The sequence below is a fragment of the Gracilibacillus halotolerans genome (genome assembly GCF_014206945.1).
Classification (GTDB): domain Bacteria; phylum Bacillota; class Bacilli; order Bacillales; family Amphibacillaceae; genus Gracilibacillus; species Gracilibacillus halotolerans.
The window spans coordinates 213,958-233,002 of record NZ_JACHON010000002.1 but is presented as its reverse complement, the minus strand read 5'-3'; the positions used below and the strand labels follow the sequence as shown (position 1 = coordinate 233,002).

Sequence of the window (19,045 nt, the reverse complement as noted above, 5' to 3'; positions counted from 1 at the left end):
TATTTTATTTAGAGTATATGTTGAAACTGTTTTAGAGTTCAGTATCATTTTATATACAGTGGCAGGTGCTCTATGGATTGTCGTTTCGTTCTATGGACCGTCACGCGTGCTCTATGGACCGTCGTTTCGTTCTATCTACCGTCGCGGAGGCTCTATGGACTGTCGTTTCGTTCTATGAACCGTCGCGGGTGCTCTATCGACAGTCATTTCGTTCTATCTACCGTCGCGAAGGCTCTATCGACAGTCGATTCGTTCTATCTACCGTCGTTGGTGCTCTATCGACAGTCATTTCGTTCTATCTACCGTCGCGGAGGCTCTATGGACTGTCGTTTCGTTCTATCTACCGTCGCGGAGGCTCTATCGACAGTCGAATTCGTCGTCGCTTCTCTTCTATGCTGTGAGAATGTATATGAAAAGGAGCCTAATACATAACTCATATTGTAACCATGAAACGAACAATACGAAATTATGATACTAATTACGTAGTCAAAACACGAGACTCCTGCAGGACAGCACGAGCAGAAAATCACCCAAGACGAACCATCGTGAGTCTTGGGAAGTTGAGGCCGTGCCTGAGGAAAGCGAAGTGTTTTAGCGAAGTAATTATAAAAAAAGTAGACACCGAGCGAATTCTAACAAATCGTTCGGTATCTACTATATGATAAAATATTTTTGTCCTGGCCTCATTTAATCCTTATTATTTACGGAACTTCATCAATTCCTGATTAATCCCTTTAGTTTGCTTATACACATCACGATATAGTTGGAAAAGCTCTTTATATTTTTCTGCATTTTCTGGAATTGGATCAAATGTGTCAGCATCTTCCAGGAACGCATCTGCACATTCTTTTAAAGAGTTAAACCATCCAGAACCATATGCCGCTAACATTGCAGCACCCATTCCTGGACCTTGTTCCGTTTTGAGGCGAACAATTTGCGCATTAAAGATATCCGCTTGGATTTGAAGCCAATCTGTATTCTTAGCTCCTCCTCCGATTGAATAAACTTTGTTAATTTCTTTACCATTCTCACGGAAAATAGCAATTGATTCATTTAGAGAGAATGTAATACCTTCTAGTACTGCTCTCGCAAAGTTCTTAATTGTATGAGAGCTATCCATACCGATAAAACTTCCTCTAATTTGAGAATCTGCATGAGGTGTACGTTCCCCAACTAAGTAAGGCGTGAATAGTAATCCGTCTGAACCGACAGGAACATCGCCAACACCATCTAATAATTCATCAAATGTTAAATCGTTTGCGAATGTCTTTTTAAACCAATTCAAGCTGTGACCTGCTGCAAGTGTAACACCCATGCCATAAAACGCATTCTCTTCCCCATGGTTGAAGTAATGAACTTTTCCTTCATAATCTTTATCACCAGTAGGCTCATAGGAAAGGACTACCCCGGATGTCCCAATACTTGCAAATGTCTTCCCTTCTGATAAGATACCAGAACCAATAGCACCACATGCATTATCGGCACCACCTGCAAATACGTCTGTATCTGCTGATAATCCCGTCTCTGCTACAATTTCGGAAGTGATTTTTCCTACATTTTCATGGGAATCCACTAATGGAGGACAAATAGAAATATCGATACCTAATGCATCACAAATTTCTTTACTCCATTCCTTCTGTGCGATATCAAGTAAGCTCGTTCCCGCAGCATCGGAATAATCCATATGTATCGTACCTGTTAAGCGATAACGTACATAGTCTTTCGGCAACACAAAGGTCTTTGCTTTTGCAAATACATCTGGTTCATTTTCTTGTACCCACACTATTTTAGGTAATGTGAATCCTTCTAAAGCTAGGTTTTTCGTTATGGAAATAAAACGATCTTTGCCCACTTTATCATAAATCGTCTGACATTGAGGTGTTGTACGTGTGTCATTCCATAAAATTGCATTGCGTAATACTTCATTATTTTCATCTAACAATACGAGGCCATGCATCTGACCTGAGAAACTTAATCCTTCAATTTCATTCGCATTACCATTAAAAGTTTCTACTAATTCTTTAAGTCCTGCTACCGTTTGTGTTACCCAATCCTCCGGGTTTTGTTCGGAATAACCTGTCTTTTCTTGTATAAGCGGATATTCTTTTGATACCTCATGCACAACTTCACCCGATTTATTAACGAGTAAAAGTTTAACTGCACTCGTTCCTAAATCTACTCCAATTACATAACTCATTTCTCTACCTCCCTATATATATTAGTGAATGGAAAGAAGAAGACTTAGCATCCATACTAAGTCTTCTATCTTGATTAATTATTCAGCGTACGCATTTGCTAAGTATTGGTTAATTGTCGCTTTAATTACTTCTAGGCGACCTGATTTATTTTTAACTTCTTTCAAGCTAAGTGCATGCTCTTCAAGTGATTTGAAGTCTGCTTTTCCTTCTACGATATCTTTACCGATACCTTCTTTATAGCTTGCATAGCGGTCGTCAACTACATTTTCCAATACTTTATCTTCGATTAACTTATTCGCTACTCTGTAACCAAGAGCGAATGCGTCCATACCTGCAATGTGTGCATGGAATAAATCATCTTGCTCGAAAGATCCACGACGTACTTTTGCGTCAAAGTTTAATCCTCCAGCTCCTAGTCCACCATTTTTGATGATTTCATACATCGCTAATGTAGTAGAGTAAAGATCTGTTGGGAATTCGTCTGTATCCCATCCTAGTAAAGGATCACCTTGGTTAGCATCTACAGATCCAAGAATTCCATTTACACGTGCATAACGAAGCTCATGCTCAAATGTGTGTCCAGCTAGTGTTGCATGGTTCGCTTCTAGGTTTAATTTAAAGTGGTCTTGTAAACCGTAGTTTAACAAGAATCCATGAGTAGACTGTGCATCAAAGTCATACTGGTGAGTTGTTGGCTCTTTTGGTTTTGGCTCAATTAAGAACTGTGCATCAAAGCCAATTTCTTTTGCGTAATCTACTGCCATTTGGAAGAATCTCGCTAAGTTATCTTGCTCTAATTTAAGGTCCGTATTTAGAAGAGTTTCGTAACCTTCACGTCCACCCCAGAATACATAGTTTTCTGCACCTAGCTCTTTACCAACTTCTAGACCTTTTTTAACTTTTGCTGCTGCATAAGCAAATACGTCTGCGTTGTTAGAAGATGCTGCACCATGAACGAAACGTGGATTTGTAAAGTTGTTTGCTGTGTTCCAAAGAAGCTTAACACCGCTGTCTTTCTGATAATCTTTAAGCATTGCTACAATTGTATCAATGTTTTGATATGTTTCGCTTAAAGTGTTTCCTTCTGGAGCAATATCAACATCATGGAAACAGTAGTATTTTGCACCAATTTTTTCGAAGAATTCAAAAGCTGCTTCTACACGTGCTTTTGCGCGGTCCATTCCATCGTATTTATCCCAGTTTCGGATTGCAGTACCTGTACCAAATGGATCAGATAGGTCCTCTGTAAAAGTATGCCAGTAAGCAATACCATATCTCAGGTACTCTTCCATAGATTTTCCATTAATAATTTCTTCAGGATTGTAAAACTTAAATGCTAAAGGGTTGTTTGATTTAGGTCCTTCATATTTTATCTTGCTAACGTTTTCAAACCAAGCCATATTTTCTTACCTCCATTATTCATTCAATATTTCTTGCTTTCGTGATACATTATAACAACTGTATAAAAGTTTGTCTACTGAATAAACAAAGATTATAGTTATTTTTTAAAATTTATGCTAAAATGTACTCATAAGGGATAAGGAGTATAGAAATGAGTGGGGATATGAAAGGTCAAACTTGGAATCAGCATGTAGTTAAGAAAGAGAATAAAACATTAGTCTTACAAACAATTAAAGAAAAAGCTCCAATTTCTCGAGCTAGCATCGCTCAAGTAACTGGACTTAATAAAGGTACCGTATCTTCTTTAGTAAGTGAGTTAATAGATGAAGATTTTATTCATGAATCCGGTACAGGTGAATCTAGTGGAGGAAGAAGACCTGTCATGCTTCTTCTTAATGAGAAAGCTGGATTTACGATCTCCGTTGATTTAGGGGTAAATAAAATATTAGGAGTCATGACAGATATAAGCGGAAATAGAATTATGGAAAAAGAGATTAATGTTGATGATAACTCTGTATATAATGTAAGCGATGACTTGTTTAGTCTCATTGATCACTTAAAAGAACAAGCACCTTCTTCACGTTATGGCATAATCGGTATTGGTGTAGCAGTGCCAGGTGTTGTTACTACAGAGGGAGAGATTCTCCTAGCACCCAACCTAGGTTGGAAAAAAGTTCAATTAAAAGATATGCTATATGAAAGATATAAGCTCCCTATAATAGTAGAAAACGAAGCGAATGCAGGCGCATATGGTGAGTTTATCTATGGTGCTGGTCAAAATTCTAAAGAGCTAATCTATATCAGCGCAAGTATCGGTATTGGAGTCGGATTGATTCTAGACGGTAAATTGTACAAAGGTTTAAGAGGTTTTTCTGGAGAATTTGGTCATATGACCATTGAAAAGGATGGATTAGCTTGCCGTTGCGGAAACCGTGGTTGTTGGGAGTTATACGCTTCTGAAAATGCTTTACTAGAAGCTTCTGAACAACATGGCTTAAAAAATCATTCGATCACTGATCTTGTGACGAAAGCAGAGATGCGTGATACAAATGCTTTAAAGGTATTTGAGCAAATTGGTGATTACTTAGGTGTCGGAATCACGAATATTATTCATATTTTCAACCCTGAGCAAGTAATTATCGGCGGATCATTAGCAGAAGGAATTCCTCTTCTACTACCATCCATTAAAAAGAGAATCAAACAAAATGCGATTGGATTCAATTTAGATGATGTCCATTTAAATGAGGCTAATTTAAATAAATATTCTGTTGTATTAGGTATTACTGCATTCAATATCGAAAACTTCTTCCGTTCTACTGTAAAAGAAGTTAGCAACGGTGTATAAGAAAATCGCAAGCATTTTGTTCACCCCAGATAAGCTTATGTCAGGCTTTCCTTATGATAATAAAAATTCCGAACCTTATTTCTGTTGGTTCGGAATTTTTTTATGTGTAAAGCTTAGTTATCGATCATGCAATATCAAATTGTCATCTAAACCGTCGTATGTTGGTGTTTCATCGTTAACAACATCTATCTCAATAAGTCGTACTTCATTTCGCCCTAAGGAAATTTCTAGTAATAGCTCGCCATCCTGTACGGCTCTTTGTTCATAGTTAACATATGGTATTGCTGCATCTTGCAATATTTTAACTTGTTGCTTCGATGGAAAACGTGGTCGTCCCATCTGTTTCCATACTTCAAATGGATTTGCATATTGCTCACTTACTGCTTTAGAAGCAATAAAGTATGTATTAGATGGTACTGTTAGTTTAATATTAGTTGTTAGTTCCTTAGCATGATCCTCCATTGCTAAGTTCCATGCAATAATAGAATAACCTCCATTGGATTTCTTCGTAACAATCTGTCGATCATCACGATACAATATATCCTCACCTAGATGATTAAAAAATTCAAACAGATGATACGTCGGTTTCTTCACCTCATTTAAACCGATAAGACCAAACCCTCCATGGAATTGTGCTTTTGGTACGTCTAACTCTTCGAAGACATCACTAAACGTCCAGTAAGAAAAAGAGTCGACATAATCCCCACCTTGACTAAGTATCTTTGCTAAGTAAGCCGCATTTACTGCAGTATCATGGATTGGATTAATAGGACTATACGATGTATTATATTCCGTTATATGAAACGATAAATCTGGGAACGGCGATTGTTCAATTAACCCTCTTACATAATGAAATTCATCTAACATTTTTTGCGGCTCTGCTAGTTCTTGGTAGTAATACTCAGAAGTTTTCTTATGTGGTTGTCTCGAAGTATAAGCATGGCGAGAAACAAAATCTACAGGTACTTGGTTTTCGTAACAAAAGTTTAAGAAATCTGTAATCCACTCGTCGGAACCTCCACAAATAGCTGGTCCTCCGACTTGTATGTTCGGATTAATTTCCTTTACAGCTTCAACTGTTACTTGATAAAGCTTGAAGTATTCCTCTTTATCTGCGCCTTCCCAAAAGTTTACTAAGTTCGGTTCGTTCCATACTTCGAATGGCCATGTAAGTACTTCTTCTTCACCATATCTTTCAATAAAATGGCTTGTCACTGCCTTGATTAAGTCACTCCATTTGTCATAATCCTTAGGTGGAGTAACATTCCCTTCCCAAGCAAAAATGGTTTGAGTCCCTGACGCTAGTTGTTTTGGCATAAAACCAAATTCAACAAATGGTTTTAACCCTAATTCTAAAAACGTATCAAAGATTCGGTCCACATATGTGAAGTTATAAAAGACTTTAGTTCCATTTTCAGTTTGTAGCTCACGATAGATACCGATATCATCATGAAGCAAACCATGACCTCGTATATAACGGAAACCGATCTCTTCTTGCACTAATTGTAAATGTTCGACATACTCTTTTTGTAAAGCGAGACCTAATCTACCTGTCCCGATACAATCCTTCCATGCAGTTGAAAATTTACCAATGGATTCCTCGGTTACTTGAATTGTCATTGTTTATCCTCCCTTTCTCGCATTTTTCACGGCATTAACAAATTGTGTTGCTTTTGAAGTTAACTCATTTAAATATTGCTCCGTAATCACTTCTACACCTTTGACCAATGTGCTACCTGCACCTACAGCAACTGCACCAGCTTGGATATAATCTTCCACGTTATTAACATCAACGCCACCCGTCGGCATTAACGGAATATGTGGTAAAGGACCTCTTACATCACGAAAGAACTTCGGCCCTAACACACTCGATGGAAAAACCTTTATCATATCTGCTCCACTCTCATAAGCGGTAACGATTTCAGTCGGTGTAAATGCGCCTGCAACGGACACTGCTCCATACCGCTTCGTTATTTCAATCGTCTCTTTCCTTACAGTAGGTGAAAATATAAAGGAAGCACCTGCCATGAGTGCAGCTCTGGCAGTTTCTGCATCTAACACTGTACCCGCACCAACAAGGACATCTTGATCAAATTCATCCTTTACCATCTCAATTAGCGATAATACTTTCGGAGTTTCAACGGTTATTTCTAATACATTTACCCCACCATTTTTTAATGCTTTTGCAACTGGTAATATCGTATCTGGAGTCATATTACGCATTACTGCGATAACCCCTGTTTTTTTCATTTGTTGAAATGTTTCCTGCATGATTGGCACCCCATTTTATAAGTGTCGTTATCTCTTTATATCCTCTGTTGATGATTGGTTCAGATAACTCATAAGTTCCTCTCTATTCGGCAGACCCTCATAATCTCCACGAATCTGTACTTGCATGGATCCAATAGCATTTGCGCGAGTTACTGCTTCATAAAGTGACAAATCATCAAGCAATCCGGATATAAATCCAGCAGCAAAGCCATCACCAGCACCTACTGGATCTATCATCTGATCTACTGGAAATCCTTCCACCAAAAATTGTTCTTCTTCACTATGAACATAAGCTCCTTCTTTTCCGAGCTTCATTATAACGAGTTCTGCTCCTTCTTCTAAGAACGCCTCTGCTACCATTTCCTTTGATTGCTCCCCATAGAGAAAGGTCGCTTCATCCATTCCTGGCAATACGATATCTGAAAGCGAGACCATTTCTTTCAATACGGATCTCGCTCTATCCTCTGACCATAGCTTCCTTCTTAAATTGGGATCAAACACAATTTTGACATGATGTTCTTTCGCAATTTTCATCGCATATATTACTGCCTCATACGCCGAGTCGCTTAAAGCAGGGGTAATCCCCGTTACATGTAAAATTTTCGCACTATCTATATAGGAAACGTCAATATCCTCAACTGACAATTGGCTAGCTGCTGAATTTTTACGATAATAGTGCACCCGTATATCATTCTGATTTCGAATCTCTTTAAAGTAGAGACCAGTAGGACTGTGTGAATCGAATGTTACATGTGATACATCAACACCCTCACCTTGAACAGAATGATGGATAAAACGACCAAACTCATCATTTCCAAGTCTACTAATCCAACCTACCTGATGACCGAGTCGAGATAAGCCAATCGCTACATTTGTCTCCGCACCACCTATATTTTTAATAAATGTTTCGGCATATCGAAGCATTGGGGAAGTTTGAGGAGTGAAAACAACCATTGTTTCACCGAGAGTTACCACATCTTTCATATCTACACCCCACTATAAGCCATAAATCCGCCATCTACCGGAATACATGTACCTGTTACAAAACCACTTGCCTCTTCATCTATTAACCATAACAACGTTCCTAACAAGTCATCCGGATCACCTAACCTCCGCATTGGTGTATGATTCACGATTTTCTCCATACGTGGAGTTGCACTACCATCTTTGTTCGTTAATAAGGAACGATTTTGCTCTGTTAAGAAAAAGCCAGGTGCAATCGCGTTTACCCGAATATTTGCCTCTGCAAAATGGACAGCTAACCATTGTGTGAAGTTATTAATAGCCGCCTTGGCTGCACTATACGCAGGTACCTTTGTCATTGGACTGACAGAACTCATCGATGAAATATTAATGACAGATGTTTTACGACCAGTCATATGCTTTGCGAAAACTTGTGTTGTGTTTAACGAACCAATGAAATTTAAGTTGAAAACAGTAGAAAAGCCTTCTGTTGTCATATCAAAAAAGGTTTGAATCGCATCATCTTCCAAGTCCGCCTTTTGGAAAACTTCATTTGTAGTTGTTCCATCTGGGTGATTTCCTCCTGCACCATTAATGAGAACGTCACATGGACCATAGGCTTCTAGTACTTGTTTTTCAGCTAGAATAATAGAATTTTTATCCAGCACATCACATTGGACTGCAAGTGCTTCTCCGCCTAATTGTTTTATCTTATCTACGACTCTATCGGCTTTCTCTTTTGTTCGATTTAATACAGCTACTTTCATTCCTTGGCGCGCAAGTTCTTCTGCCATTCTTCCACATAGAACTCCGCCTCCACCTGTAACTACTGCTACTTTATTCTTTAGATTTGAATGTATGGGCAACAATGTAATCTTCCTTTCCTTGTAGATTATTGTAGGCATCCCATAAGCCCCATATATACATAATCCCTAAAGCACGATCATATAAACCATAACCTGGTCTACATTCTTCATCCCAAATATGTCGACCATGATCAGGCCTTACATATCCTTTATAACCAATATCATGATAAGCTTTTACGATATCATCCATTGGTAATGTTCCGTCCTTTGTTCGATGTGATGTTTCAATAAAATCACCATTATTAAATACTTTCACATTTCGGATATGGGCGAAGTGAATACGCTCTTTAAATTCATAAATCATTTCAGGGATATTATTATCAGGGCGCACTCCTAACGCACCACTACATAAAGTTAATCCATGATATTTACTAGGATGCAATTGGAGTATCTCTCTGATTTTTTGTTGAGTTGTTACAATTCTCGGCAGATTAAAAATTTCCCATGGTGGGTCATCTGGGTGCAGAGCTAGCTTCACATCGTGTTCCTCACAAACCGGGATAACTCTTTCTAAGAAATATTGAAGATTATTCATTAAATCCGTTTGTGAAACGTCTTTATATGCCTCAAATAAATCTTTCAGTGTAGCCAAGCGCTCTGGCTCCCAACCAGGCATCGTATAATCAGGATTGGCAGCTATTTTTTCTACTAATGCAAGTGGGTCCATATCTTCTACTTTATCTTTTTCATAGAAGAGTGCGCTAGATTCATCTGGCAGTTTGCCGTATAAGTCTGTTCTTATCCAATCAAAAACAGGCATGAAATTATAGCAAATTACTTTTACTCCTATTGTTGCGAGATGCTTAATCGTTTGAATATAGTTATCAATATAATAATCTCTTTCATCTGATCCTAGTTTTATCGTTTCATGAATATTAACGCTTTCCACAACTTCTGTATGAAATCCATAATTATTTGCATATTGTTTCACTTGTTGAATTCGTTCTAGGGGCCAAACTTCCCCGGGTGGAAGGTCATGTAATGCCCACACGACACCTTCCACACCTGGTATTTGTTTCATTTGTGATAGATGGACGCTGTCATTTCCTTCTCCAAACCATCGAAAGACCATTCTCACGCTGCCACCACTCCATTCTTTAATAAATCGTACGGTTTTTCTCGTCCGCAATACCTGATTTCCGGTAGAAATACGTATTGATTTGATCTCTCCATTCTCGAGCATTGAGACGTTGTCTTTCTAATCGTTCCTTTACATTATTAAAACGTTCTTCATCTAGAACTCTCTCTAACTGGTCCCACTTTTTTTGGAGTCCTAGTACCTGTTCATATCCCTCAAAGTGCGTATCATATATATGTTGAATCACGGTTTTTCCACTTTTCAATGTATGCTTGTATGGTACGTGATGGAAAAATAAAAGCAGTTCATCTGGGCACGTATCTAAATTATTATACATTGAGCGATTCGGCTCTTCATATTGCTCTGTATACCCCGTTCCTGTCTCCTTTGTACGATCTACTCCCATACCGTCTCTGTCGGCAAAGTGATAAGTTCCCCATCTAGAATATTCGTAACCGTCGATGCTAGGTCCGTAGTGTAAGTGAGTCGTAACCATCCAGCCAACTCCTAATGGTGCATTATAATTTTCATAAATTGGCCATGAACTCATTAACATATCTAAAATCGTTTGTTCTACATCGTTATTTTGAGGGAAAGTCTGTTTAAGCCATTCTTTTGCAATTGTCTCTGATTCAAGTGACGGGTTCCATGCAAGTCTACCAAATCCGTATAAATTAGCTTGAGCCAATGTGTGTCCAGTCCAATTTTCATCATTTCCAATATTAGAGACCGCAACAACACCACTATGACGATATGGATGTATTTGTCCGGCTACAATTTTTTCAATAGTAGAACCTTCTCCTTGAATATATGTATCAAAAGAGAACACTTCTTTCCATTGTGGAATTAAGTAACAAAGATCAATTTGATGTCCTGTATATTCTTGGGCAATTTGAAGCTCCATCATTTGGTTTGTTTCGCTCATTGCGCCTATTAATGGAGAAACTGGTTCTCGCACTTGGAAGTCCATAGGTCCATTCTTTATTTGTAAAATTACATTAGAATGAAATCTACCATCTAATGGTTTGAAATGGTCGTATGCTGCTCTTGCTCTATCGGTAGAACGATCACGCCAATCTTGCAAGCAATTATATACAAAGCAGCGCCATATTACTTTTCCGTCAAACGGTTCTAATGCTTCCGCTAACATGTTTGATCCGTCTGCATGGTCGCGGTCATAACTAAACGGTCCTGGACGATGTTCCGAATCAGCTTTTACAACAAAACCACCAAAGTCTGGAATGAAGTCATAAATTTCTCTTACTTTATCTTTCCACCAGTTTTTCACACTTCCATCCAATGGATCTGCCGTTTCTAAATCCCCTATAGCAATTGGACTCGCGAAATTAATACTCAAATATAATTGGAGACCATATCCTCTAAATATAGATGCTATTTCCGCAATTTCCGGCAAATACTTTTTTGTAATAAAATAGGTTTCTTCTTCCCAAACGTTTACGTTATTAATAGAAATTGCATTGATTCCAACCGAAGATAAAAACCTAGCATAATCTTTAATTCGTGTTTTATCCTCTACAATTTTCCCATTTTCATAGAAGATCGAATTACCTGAATAGCCTCTTTCAACACTTCCATCCAAGTTATCCCATTGATTGATCATTCGAAATGGATTCGTCGGCTGCTCTTTAATCGATAATGTTGTAATACTTTCTTGCATTTGCATCATACGGAGTAAGTGAAATACACCGTACAATGCGCCGCGATCTGAATTACCTATAATTTTCAGCTGATTTCCATTTGAAACAATCGTGTATCCTTCTTCATTTAATCCTTCTACTGCTTTAATATTCCAATCAGAACTGTTAGCGATTACAATTTTGGCATCATCAGATGCTGTCCAGCCAACTTTCTGCTGGAGCATCTTATCTACCGCAATCTCTAGCTCCTCTTTAATCGAATCAAAAATCTCTGAATTGCCTATTAAACGTACCTTAGAAAAGAACTCCGTATACTGCTCTCTCAATGTTTGATTATTAATCGAATCATACTGCAACCACATATTATACATTTTAGTATCCATCTATTTCTCTCCTCTGCTAAACAAAGTAATCTGCATACTTATCTTTCAATTCGGCTTTCTCAATGTTTACTAACCCTAAATGTTCAATTGTTTTTTTCTCCGCCTTATCAGCATTTCCTGCTTGAATCGCTTCAAATATCTCTCTATGTTGAGCGACAATAATGTCCCAATCATGGTTTACAGCTAAGCGGAAAAGACGTAATCGGTCAAACTGTACATTCATTCGTTTAATCATGTCCCATGTTCTTTCTTTTTGACAGCCTTTATATAAAAGATAATGAAACTGGTCATCTAATTCAAAAAGTCTTTGGTAAGATTCCTTTTGAAGTGAAAATTCTTGTAATGTCAGATTGGATTCAATCTGTAATAAATCTTCCTCATTAATCGAATCTGCCGCTTCTCTTACAATGGCTTTTTCAATGTGCTCTCTTACAAATCGACCTTCCTCTACTAATTTCAAATCGATTTTTGTGATAATTGTACCTATTTGAGGAAAAATGCCTAACAGATCTTCTTGATTTAATTGTAAGAAGGCTTCTCTAACAGGTGTTCTACTAACATCCAGCTTTTCAGAAATTTCTTTTTCAGACAACTTTGTACCAGGTGCAAGCTCACCTGTCATAATTTGCTCTTTTACAATGTCATATACGTATTGTCTAGAAGAGCCACGTGCTCTTTGTCCATTAATCGCCATCTCATTCACCCCTCTTTATACTAGTATGGTAGTTTTATTATATCGTTTTGTGAACAACTATTCAACTACATCGACGCATATGAATGTAATAAACCAAATTATATCGAAGCAAATCAAAAGAGTAAACATAGAGGATAAATATAATTCTTTGAAATGCAAACATTATGTATCATAAGATTAATCAAAAACAGGACTTTATACCTATTGAAAACGATATCATAATTTTATATAATGAAATCGGTTACAATAATTGTTGTTGTGTACATATACTGTTCATATCAACATATTGGTATGAAGAATGTACAGTATCTTGATTCAAAATAGATTGTCCCCCTTTGCATCCTTATGTAAACATAAGGGTGCCTTTTTTTGTGGGTGTACGATTCTTCCATCCTTGTTTCGTCCATACAAAAAATCAGTGTCCAGTTAGGTTGGACACTGATTTTTCTTTCTTTTAAATTAATGTGCTTCGAATGGCTGTTTAACTACTGTTTCTTCTACCGTTTGTTTTTGGAAGAAGCGATTTTTCAGATAAGGTAGTACAAATCTATCTAATCCGTATTTACCTGCATTAAATCCAGCTACTAGTATGAATGTAGTTAAGAGAATCATTTGACCGTTTGTGCTAATTGTTCCACTGAATAGGAAGGCAAAGTTCATGATAATTCCCATTAAAGCTGCAAAGTTTGTAAATAAACCTAAGATTAATGCGATTCCTACTAATACTTCACCCCAAGCTACTAGAAAAGTGAAAAGATCTGCTCCAGGTAATGCTACAGCTTCAAGGAATGCAGCCCACCAACCTTGGACGGTTGGATTTTCTCCGCCAGCTTTAGCGATGGCACCTTGGATAAAACCTGTTGCATCAAATCCACCTGTTACTTTTCCTACACCTGCTGTAAACCATTGATAGCCTAAATAAATTCGTATGAATGCTAAAACTCCTGCTACGATTGCGTTGTTTCTCAATAAATTGTTAAACATTTTAATTCCTCCTTACATTGCTCACTAATTCACAATGTGTTGTATGATTTGATTTAGAAAATAACTTATTTTCTTTACATGTTTATCATAGCATGTTTTTCGTGCTTGAAAATAAGTTTGCTCACAATTTCACAATTTGTTCAATTTTTTGTGTCAAATTTGTGACTTCCTATGAAAAATCGTTTATATTTAGGGAAAGCTATTCTATAGAAGGGATGGATTTGTATGAAGTATCGAAAGCTTGGAATTACTAACTTAGACGTTTCAGTAGTCGGAATTGGTACATGGCAATTCGGCGGAGAATGGGGACATGATTTCACCCAACCTGAAGTAGATGCGATTCTTAATCAAGCGAAAGCTGAAGGCATTAATTTAATTGATACTGCTGAATGTTATGGCGATCATTTATCTGAACAATTTATCGGAAGTTATTTAACACGACATAATAGAGGAGACTGGATCATCGCTACAAAGTTTGGCCATCACTTTCACTCAAAGTTTGAGAGAACAAGACATTGGAATCCTGACGAAGTGTTGAAGCAACTCGACCAATCGTTACGTGCTTTAAAAACTGAGTACATTGATGTGTACCAAGCACATTCTTGCACAGACGAAGAATTTAATAATGATGATTTATGGACAATGTTAGACAAACAAAAACAGGCTGGAAAAATTCGTCATTTAGCTATATCTTTGGCTGGCAATCAAGACAGTTATCAAACGGAAAAAGCTTCTGAAGTTGGAGCAGAAGCTATCCAAGTAGTATACAATCGATTAGATCGTGCTCCTGAGGAAAGCATTTTCCCATCAGCTATTCAACAGAACCTAGGCGTGTTAGCAAGAGTTCCGCTTGCTAGCGGCTATTTAAGTGGAAAGTATAAGCCAGGAACAACTTTTCAAGCTTCCGATGTAAGGTCTCGTCATGATGAGGAGGAAGTAAATCGTCAACTAAGAATTGTTGAGGAAATTGGACGACACGAAGTTCCTGATGGTGTTGACATGGCTACGTGGGCTTTAGCTTGGTGTCTAAAACATAATGCGGTAACGACTGTTATTCCAGGGTGTAAGAACCCTGAGCAAGTTTCCGCCAATGCAAAAGCAGCAAGTTTGGACTTAGTATCTGACCAACATCCGCAAAGTGTAAAATAGTATTAGTCTGTTAAACGAAATATCCGAACTAACCACTCTCTATATGAGTTAGTTCGGATTTGTTATAAAGAATTATGAGTCCTCGTTCGTAAGTTAAAACTTCTTTCTTATTCATCACGTGGGCTTGGATTTATATCTGATTCTTGGTTGGAACCGGAATCTGTTTCCGAGCCTGAACTTTCATCTGAACCTGTGCTTCCCTCCGTATCCGAATTCCCCCCCGAGTCTGAACTTCCTCCAGAGTCTGAACTTCCTCCAGAGTCTGAACTTCCTCCAGAGCCTGAACTTCCTCCAGAGCCTGAACTTCCTCCAGAGCTTGAACTTCCTCCAGAACCTGAACTTCCTCCAGAACCTGAACTTCCTCCAGAACCTGAACTTCCTCCAGAGCCTGAACTTCCTCCAGAGCTTGAACTTCCTCCAGAGCTTGAACTTCCTCCAGAGCTTGAACTTCCTCCAGAGCTTGAACTTCCTCCAGAGCTTGAACTTCCTCCAGAGCCTGAACTTCCCCCTGAGCTTGAACTTCCCCCTGAGCTCGAATTTCCCCCTGAGCTTGAACTTCCTCCAGAGCCTGAACTTCCCCCTGTGCTTGAATTTCCAGTGGTTGCATTTGTACTATTCGTACTAGTCGTTGTATTATTACTTGATTGCGATGGCTTACTGTATGTATTCGTATTGCTTTGTGTACCTGTTCCGCCATTTCCTACCCATTCTTCCGTATATGAAGCGTCCGGTAACTCATCTTCTGATTCCTCTTCAAGTTCATCTTCTTCTAATTCTTCGTCCTCTTCTTCCGTTTCTTCAGAAGCTACGAGCGTTAATGGAGGTGAAATAGATGCTTTATTCATGGATACTACTGTATGGTCAGATGCTACATATTCGATGATATCCTGGTTATTTAAAACAGTATTGCCTTTTAAATAGCTAAACGCAAACCATCCGCCACCTATTAAAGCTGTAAAAACGCATGCAATAGTAATATATATAGGTATTGACTCTTTCCATTGCTGCAGCGTGCTCACCTCCATTAATTAATTTTCTTCTATCTAAATTACCATTATTTATCTACTTTGTAAACTCGATTTCTATCGAAAAAGATATAAAACTAGCGAGTTATAGCGTTTTTAAGCTCGTGTAAAACTTTTGCGTCCTTGAGAAATTGTTCTTGATTGTCACCTTTTATAAATTCCATGAGTACGTACCTAGCTCTATTATCTTGTTGTATGTTTGCTAGGTAAGTGAGCCAATCATCTCTTCCTTCTGCTAGTGTCATTCGATTTTCATACGAATACCAATGAAAAATATGAATATTCGATATCCACTCCTTCACTTTGTGGATACTATGGATTCTCTCCTCAACAGATACATGGTTAGGTGGTTGCCAATATACATATACATTTGGATGTTGGATAGCAAGCATTAAATCTCTTGCACTCTCTCCCGTATCGGTAAGTGTCTGCTCATGAAACTCTAAATGAATACTTATATTCTCCGCATTAGCAACTGCAGCAATTTTCTTAGCATCTTCGACCACTTTAGTGCGGTATTCCTCGTCAGCTTCTCTACTACCTTTTTCTCCTGCCCAAACACGTATTGCTGAGGCTCCAAGAGCTTTTGCTGTTTCGAGCACTGTTAGAAAATTACTAGCATTACTTCCTAATTTATAATACGATCCGTACGAAGATACTTCTAGTCCATTTTCTCTTGTCAGGTTACCTATTCTTTCTGCCTCTTTGAACTCACCTGGTCTCACATGAATATCCGCTCCCCATTCGATTGCGTCTAATTTTGCTCGACTAGCTAGTTGAATAATCCGTTCCGGTGACTCGTCACGAAATGTAACGGAACAAATTCCTAATGCTATTGGATGCGTCATTGCTTATTGCCTCCTAATCTAGTTTCTTCCTATTATATATAATATTTCATTTTTTATTTATTAATATAAAATACCTATACCCTCTATCTTATCCGATATCTATATTCACAAAAAGAGGCTATCCTCAATTAATGAGAAAGCCTCTAAAAATCTAGATATAAAAAACAACAATCTTAAACATGTTTTTCATAAGCTTCTTTTATGCCTTGTAATACATTATTGCCATCTTGATTCCAAAATTCTTTATTAATAATTTCTACTTCAATTGGTCCAAAGTAGCCTGCAGCTTCTACCGCTTTTCGCATTCTATTAATTTCAATTACGCCATCACCCATCATTGCTCTACCTGCAAACATATCCGGCATCGGAACTTTCCAATCCGAAACATGGAATCCTAGTATTCTTCCTTTTGCGCGTTCGATTTCTTTATATAAATCTGGATCCCACCAAACATGATACACATCTACAATAACGCCAACTTCTGATGGGTCGTATTTCTCCGCTATTGTATTCGCTTGATCCATCGTATTTATAACGGAACGATCCGCTGCAAACATTGGATGCAGTGGTTCAATAGCTAACTTTACTCCATAATCCTTTGCATAAGGCACAAGTTGATCGATCCCATCCGCAACTTGTTTCCTTGCTTCATCTATATTTTTATCCGCACTTGGTCCGCATACAAGTACAAGTGTATCTGTTCCGAGTTCAGCCGCTTCTTCAATTGCGCGCTTGTTATCGTCAATTTTTTCAGCGCGTTCCTTCTTTGTAGCAGCCGGAAACATTCCACCACGACAAATACTCGAAACCTTTAAACCAGAATCCTGAACTAATTTCTTAGCCTGCTTTAATCCAATCTCTTCTATTTTATGTCTCCAAATTGATATCCAAGGAATATCGTGACGAACCGATCCTTCAACCGCTTCTTTCAATGTCCATTGATCAACTGTAATTTGATTTAAGCTTAATCTACTCATTAAGGATGGTTCATTCATACCGTTACCTCCTGACGAACACCTGCTAGTTCTAAAACGAGTTTCATACGGTGAGAGGCCATTTCCGGATCTCTCAGCAATCCTGCATCATTTGCCATCACAAACAAATCTGATAAATGTACGATTGAACGAGCTCCTTCTTTTCCACCAATCATACGGAAGTGATCTTGATGACCGTTTAAGTAAGCCATAAATACAACCCCTGTTTTGTAGGAGAATGTTGGTGATTGGAAGATATGGCGTGATAGTGGCACTGTTTTCTCCAGCAAATCATCGTATTGTTGCCAATCCGCTTTATCTAAGGCATGCATTGCAGCAGCTGCAGCAGGTGCAATCGCATCAAAAATACCTAATAATGCGTGACTATATCCTTTTTCATCACCTTTAATTAATTCAGGATAATTAAAGTCATCTCCCGTATACATTTTTACACTTTCCGGGAGCAAGCGACGCATATCGATTTCCTTTTGTTTATCGAGAAGAGAAATTTTAATCCCATCCACTTTTTCCTCATTATCTCGAATAATTTGAAGGCAAACCTCCATCGCTTTATCCAGATCTTCATGACCCCAGTAACCTTTTAATGCTGGGTCAAACATATCACCAAGCCAATGAAGAATCACTGGTTCAGACACACCTTGAAGTATCTTATTATAAACTCTCTGATAATCCTCTGGTCCTTTTGCACAAGCTGCAAGTGCACGGGAAGCCATAAGAATAATTCTTCCACCTTCACCTTCTACAAAAGACGCTTGTTCCTCGTATGCTTGTTCTACATCACTTAGTGACACAGTTGGAGAGGCTTCTAAATGATCGGTACCAACACCACTAGCAATATTACCACCGACACTTTTAGCTTCTTTGATGGATCTTGAAATTAACTCTTTCGCATTATTCCAGTCTAGACCCATTCCTCTTTGAGCTGTGTCCATTGCTTCGGCAACAGATAAACCTAACGACCATAGATAATGGCGGTATTCCATCGTTTTGTCCCAATCAATTTGGGAATCTAGTGTCGGATCATTTACAGCCATAGGATCTGCTACCACGTGGGCAGCAGAATAGGCGATTCTTTTTTCAAAGGCTTTATCCTTTGGTATATCAAACGCAACATATGGCTTTGTTTCATACGTATAAAACTGTCTGTTTTTATTCGGTAATAGAATAGTAGACAATCGGATTCCTCC

16 protein-coding genes are annotated in these 19,045 nt (G+C 38.2%); 2 read left to right on the top strand and 14 right to left on the bottom strand.

Annotation, left to right across the window (positions count from 1 at the left end):
* Positions 1–697: 697 nt before the first annotated feature.
* Together xylB and xylA are read right to left on the bottom strand one after the other, a co-directional pair.
* Positions 698–2,197, bottom strand: a complete 1,500-nt coding sequence (gene xylB / locus GGQ92_RS04970) for a xylulokinase (RefSeq protein ID WP_184245215.1) — start codon at positions 2,195–2,197, stop codon at positions 698–700.
* Positions 2,198–2,275: 78 nt separating this feature from the next.
* Positions 2,276–3,598, bottom strand: coding sequence for a xylose isomerase (gene xylA, locus GGQ92_RS04965; RefSeq protein ID WP_184245213.1), 1,323 nt, complete (start codon positions 3,596–3,598; stop codon positions 2,276–2,278).
* A gap of 152 nt (positions 3,599–3,750) precedes the next feature.
* Here xylA and GGQ92_RS04960 point away from each other — a divergent pair, with 152 nt between their 5' ends.
* Entirely contained in the window at positions 3,751–4,944 is a 1,194-nt protein-coding gene (locus GGQ92_RS04960; protein WP_246384057.1) for an ROK family transcriptional regulator, read from the top strand.
* A 117-nt stretch (positions 4,945–5,061) separates the two neighbouring features.
* Here GGQ92_RS04960 and GGQ92_RS04955 read toward each other — a convergent pair whose 3' ends face one another.
* The 8 genes from GGQ92_RS04955 to GGQ92_RS04920 all read right to left on the bottom strand — a co-directional run bounded on the left by GGQ92_RS04955 (position 5,062) and on the right by GGQ92_RS04920 (position 13,841).
* A complete protein-coding gene (locus GGQ92_RS04955; protein WP_184245212.1) occupies positions 5,062–6,564 on the bottom strand; it encodes a GH39 family glycosyl hydrolase in 1,503 nt (500 codons plus the stop codon).
* Between the two features lie 3 nt (positions 6,565–6,567).
* A complete protein-coding gene (locus GGQ92_RS04950) occupies positions 6,568–7,215 on the bottom strand; it encodes a bifunctional 4-hydroxy-2-oxoglutarate aldolase/2-dehydro-3-deoxy-phosphogluconate aldolase (protein WP_184245210.1) in 648 nt (215 codons plus the stop codon).
* 27 nt (positions 7,216–7,242) lie between these two features.
* On the bottom strand, positions 7,243–8,199 hold the full coding sequence (locus tag GGQ92_RS04945) for a sugar kinase (RefSeq protein ID WP_184245207.1): 957 nt from the start codon (positions 8,197–8,199) through the stop codon (positions 7,243–7,245).
* 2 nt (positions 8,200–8,201) lie between these two features.
* A complete protein-coding gene (locus tag GGQ92_RS04940) occupies positions 8,202–9,047 on the bottom strand; it encodes an SDR family oxidoreductase (RefSeq protein WP_184245205.1) in 846 nt (281 codons plus the stop codon).
* Positions 9,016–10,122: a mannonate dehydratase gene (gene uxuA, locus GGQ92_RS04935; RefSeq protein WP_184245203.1), complete on the bottom strand. Its 1,107-nt coding sequence runs from the start codon at positions 10,120–10,122 to the stop codon at positions 9,016–9,018. The genes GGQ92_RS04940 and uxuA overlap by 32 nt, the downstream gene beginning before the upstream one ends.
* 19 nt (positions 10,123–10,141) lie before the next feature.
* Positions 10,142–12,163 (bottom strand): alpha-glucuronidase family glycosyl hydrolase, encoded by a 2,022-nt coding sequence (locus GGQ92_RS04930; protein ID WP_184245201.1) that lies wholly within the window; start codon positions 12,161–12,163, stop codon positions 10,142–10,144.
* 16 nt (positions 12,164–12,179) lie between these two features.
* Positions 12,180–12,857 carry a GntR family transcriptional regulator gene (locus GGQ92_RS04925; RefSeq protein ID WP_184245199.1) on the bottom strand — a complete coding sequence of 226 codons (678 nt, stop codon included), beginning with the start codon at positions 12,855–12,857 and terminating at the stop codon, positions 12,180–12,182.
* Between the two features lie 459 nt (positions 12,858–13,316).
* Positions 13,317–13,841, bottom strand: a complete 525-nt coding sequence (locus GGQ92_RS04920) for a DoxX family protein (protein ID WP_184245197.1) — start codon at positions 13,839–13,841, stop codon at positions 13,317–13,319.
* Between the two features lie 225 nt (positions 13,842–14,066).
* On the opposite strand from GGQ92_RS04920, the gene GGQ92_RS04915 reads away from it, so the two are divergent.
* Positions 14,067–14,990, top strand: a complete 924-nt coding sequence (locus GGQ92_RS04915) for an aldo/keto reductase (protein WP_184245195.1) — start codon at positions 14,067–14,069, stop codon at positions 14,988–14,990.
* 107 nt (positions 14,991–15,097) lie between these two features.
* Here GGQ92_RS04915 and GGQ92_RS16385 read toward each other — a convergent pair whose 3' ends face one another.
* The 4 genes from GGQ92_RS16385 to GGQ92_RS04895 all read right to left on the bottom strand — a co-directional run bounded on the left by GGQ92_RS16385 (position 15,098) and on the right by GGQ92_RS04895 (position 19,033).
* Positions 15,098–16,015 (bottom strand): hypothetical protein, encoded by a 918-nt coding sequence (locus GGQ92_RS16385; protein WP_246384054.1) that lies wholly within the window; start codon positions 16,013–16,015, stop codon positions 15,098–15,100.
* 77 nt (positions 16,016–16,092) lie between these two features.
* Entirely contained in the window at positions 16,093–16,863 is a 771-nt protein-coding gene (locus tag GGQ92_RS04905; RefSeq protein WP_221437236.1) for a sugar phosphate isomerase/epimerase family protein, read from the bottom strand.
* 173 nt (positions 16,864–17,036) lie between these two features.
* Positions 17,037–17,858: a sugar phosphate isomerase/epimerase family protein gene (locus GGQ92_RS04900; RefSeq protein ID WP_184245191.1), complete on the bottom strand. Its 822-nt coding sequence runs from the start codon at positions 17,856–17,858 to the stop codon at positions 17,037–17,039.
* A complete protein-coding gene (locus GGQ92_RS04895) occupies positions 17,855–19,033 on the bottom strand; it encodes a dihydrodipicolinate synthase family protein (RefSeq protein WP_184245189.1) in 1,179 nt (392 codons plus the stop codon). Before GGQ92_RS04895 ends, GGQ92_RS04900 begins: the two co-directional genes overlap by 4 nt.
* Between the last annotated feature and the right edge of the window lie 12 nt (positions 19,034–19,045).

Excerpts from the sequence above, each read along its gene's own strand:
- xylB (WP_184245215.1), bottom strand. The coding sequence starts at position 2,197 with ATGAGTTATGTAATTGGAGTAGATTTAGGAACGAGTGCAGTTAAACTT.
- xylA (WP_184245213.1), bottom strand. The coding sequence starts at position 3,598 with ATGGCTTGGTTTGAAAACGTTAGCAAGATAAAATATGAAGGACCTAAA.
- GGQ92_RS04960 (WP_246384057.1), top strand. The coding sequence starts at position 3,751 with ATGAGTGGGGATATGAAAGGTCAAACTTGGAATCAGCATGTAGTTAAG.
- GGQ92_RS04955 (WP_184245212.1), bottom strand. The coding sequence starts at position 6,564 with ATGACAATTCAAGTAACCGAGGAATCCATTGGTAAATTTTCAACTGCA.
- GGQ92_RS04950 (WP_184245210.1), bottom strand. The coding sequence starts at position 7,215 with ATGCAGGAAACATTTCAACAAATGAAAAAAACAGGGGTTATCGCAGTA.
- GGQ92_RS04945 (WP_184245207.1), bottom strand. The coding sequence starts at position 8,199 with ATGAAAGATGTGGTAACTCTCGGTGAAACAATGGTTGTTTTCACTCCT.
- GGQ92_RS04930 (WP_184245201.1), bottom strand. The coding sequence starts at position 12,163 with ATGGATACTAAAATGTATAATATGTGGTTGCAGTATGATTCGATTAAT.
- GGQ92_RS04925 (WP_184245199.1), bottom strand. The coding sequence starts at position 12,857 with ATGGCGATTAATGGACAAAGAGCACGTGGCTCTTCTAGACAATACGTA.
- GGQ92_RS04920 (WP_184245197.1), bottom strand. The coding sequence starts at position 13,841 with ATGTTTAACAATTTATTGAGAAACAACGCAATCGTAGCAGGAGTTTTA.
- GGQ92_RS04915 (WP_184245195.1), top strand. The coding sequence starts at position 14,067 with ATGAAGTATCGAAAGCTTGGAATTACTAACTTAGACGTTTCAGTAGTC.
- GGQ92_RS16385 (WP_246384054.1), bottom strand. The coding sequence starts at position 16,015 with ATGGAGGTGAGCACGCTGCAGCAATGGAAAGAGTCAATACCTATATAT.
- GGQ92_RS04905 (WP_221437236.1), bottom strand. The coding sequence starts at position 16,863 with ATGACGCATCCAATAGCATTAGGAATTTGTTCCGTTACATTTCGTGAC.
- GGQ92_RS04900 (WP_184245191.1), bottom strand. The coding sequence starts at position 17,858 with ATGAATGAACCATCCTTAATGAGTAGATTAAGCTTAAATCAAATTACA.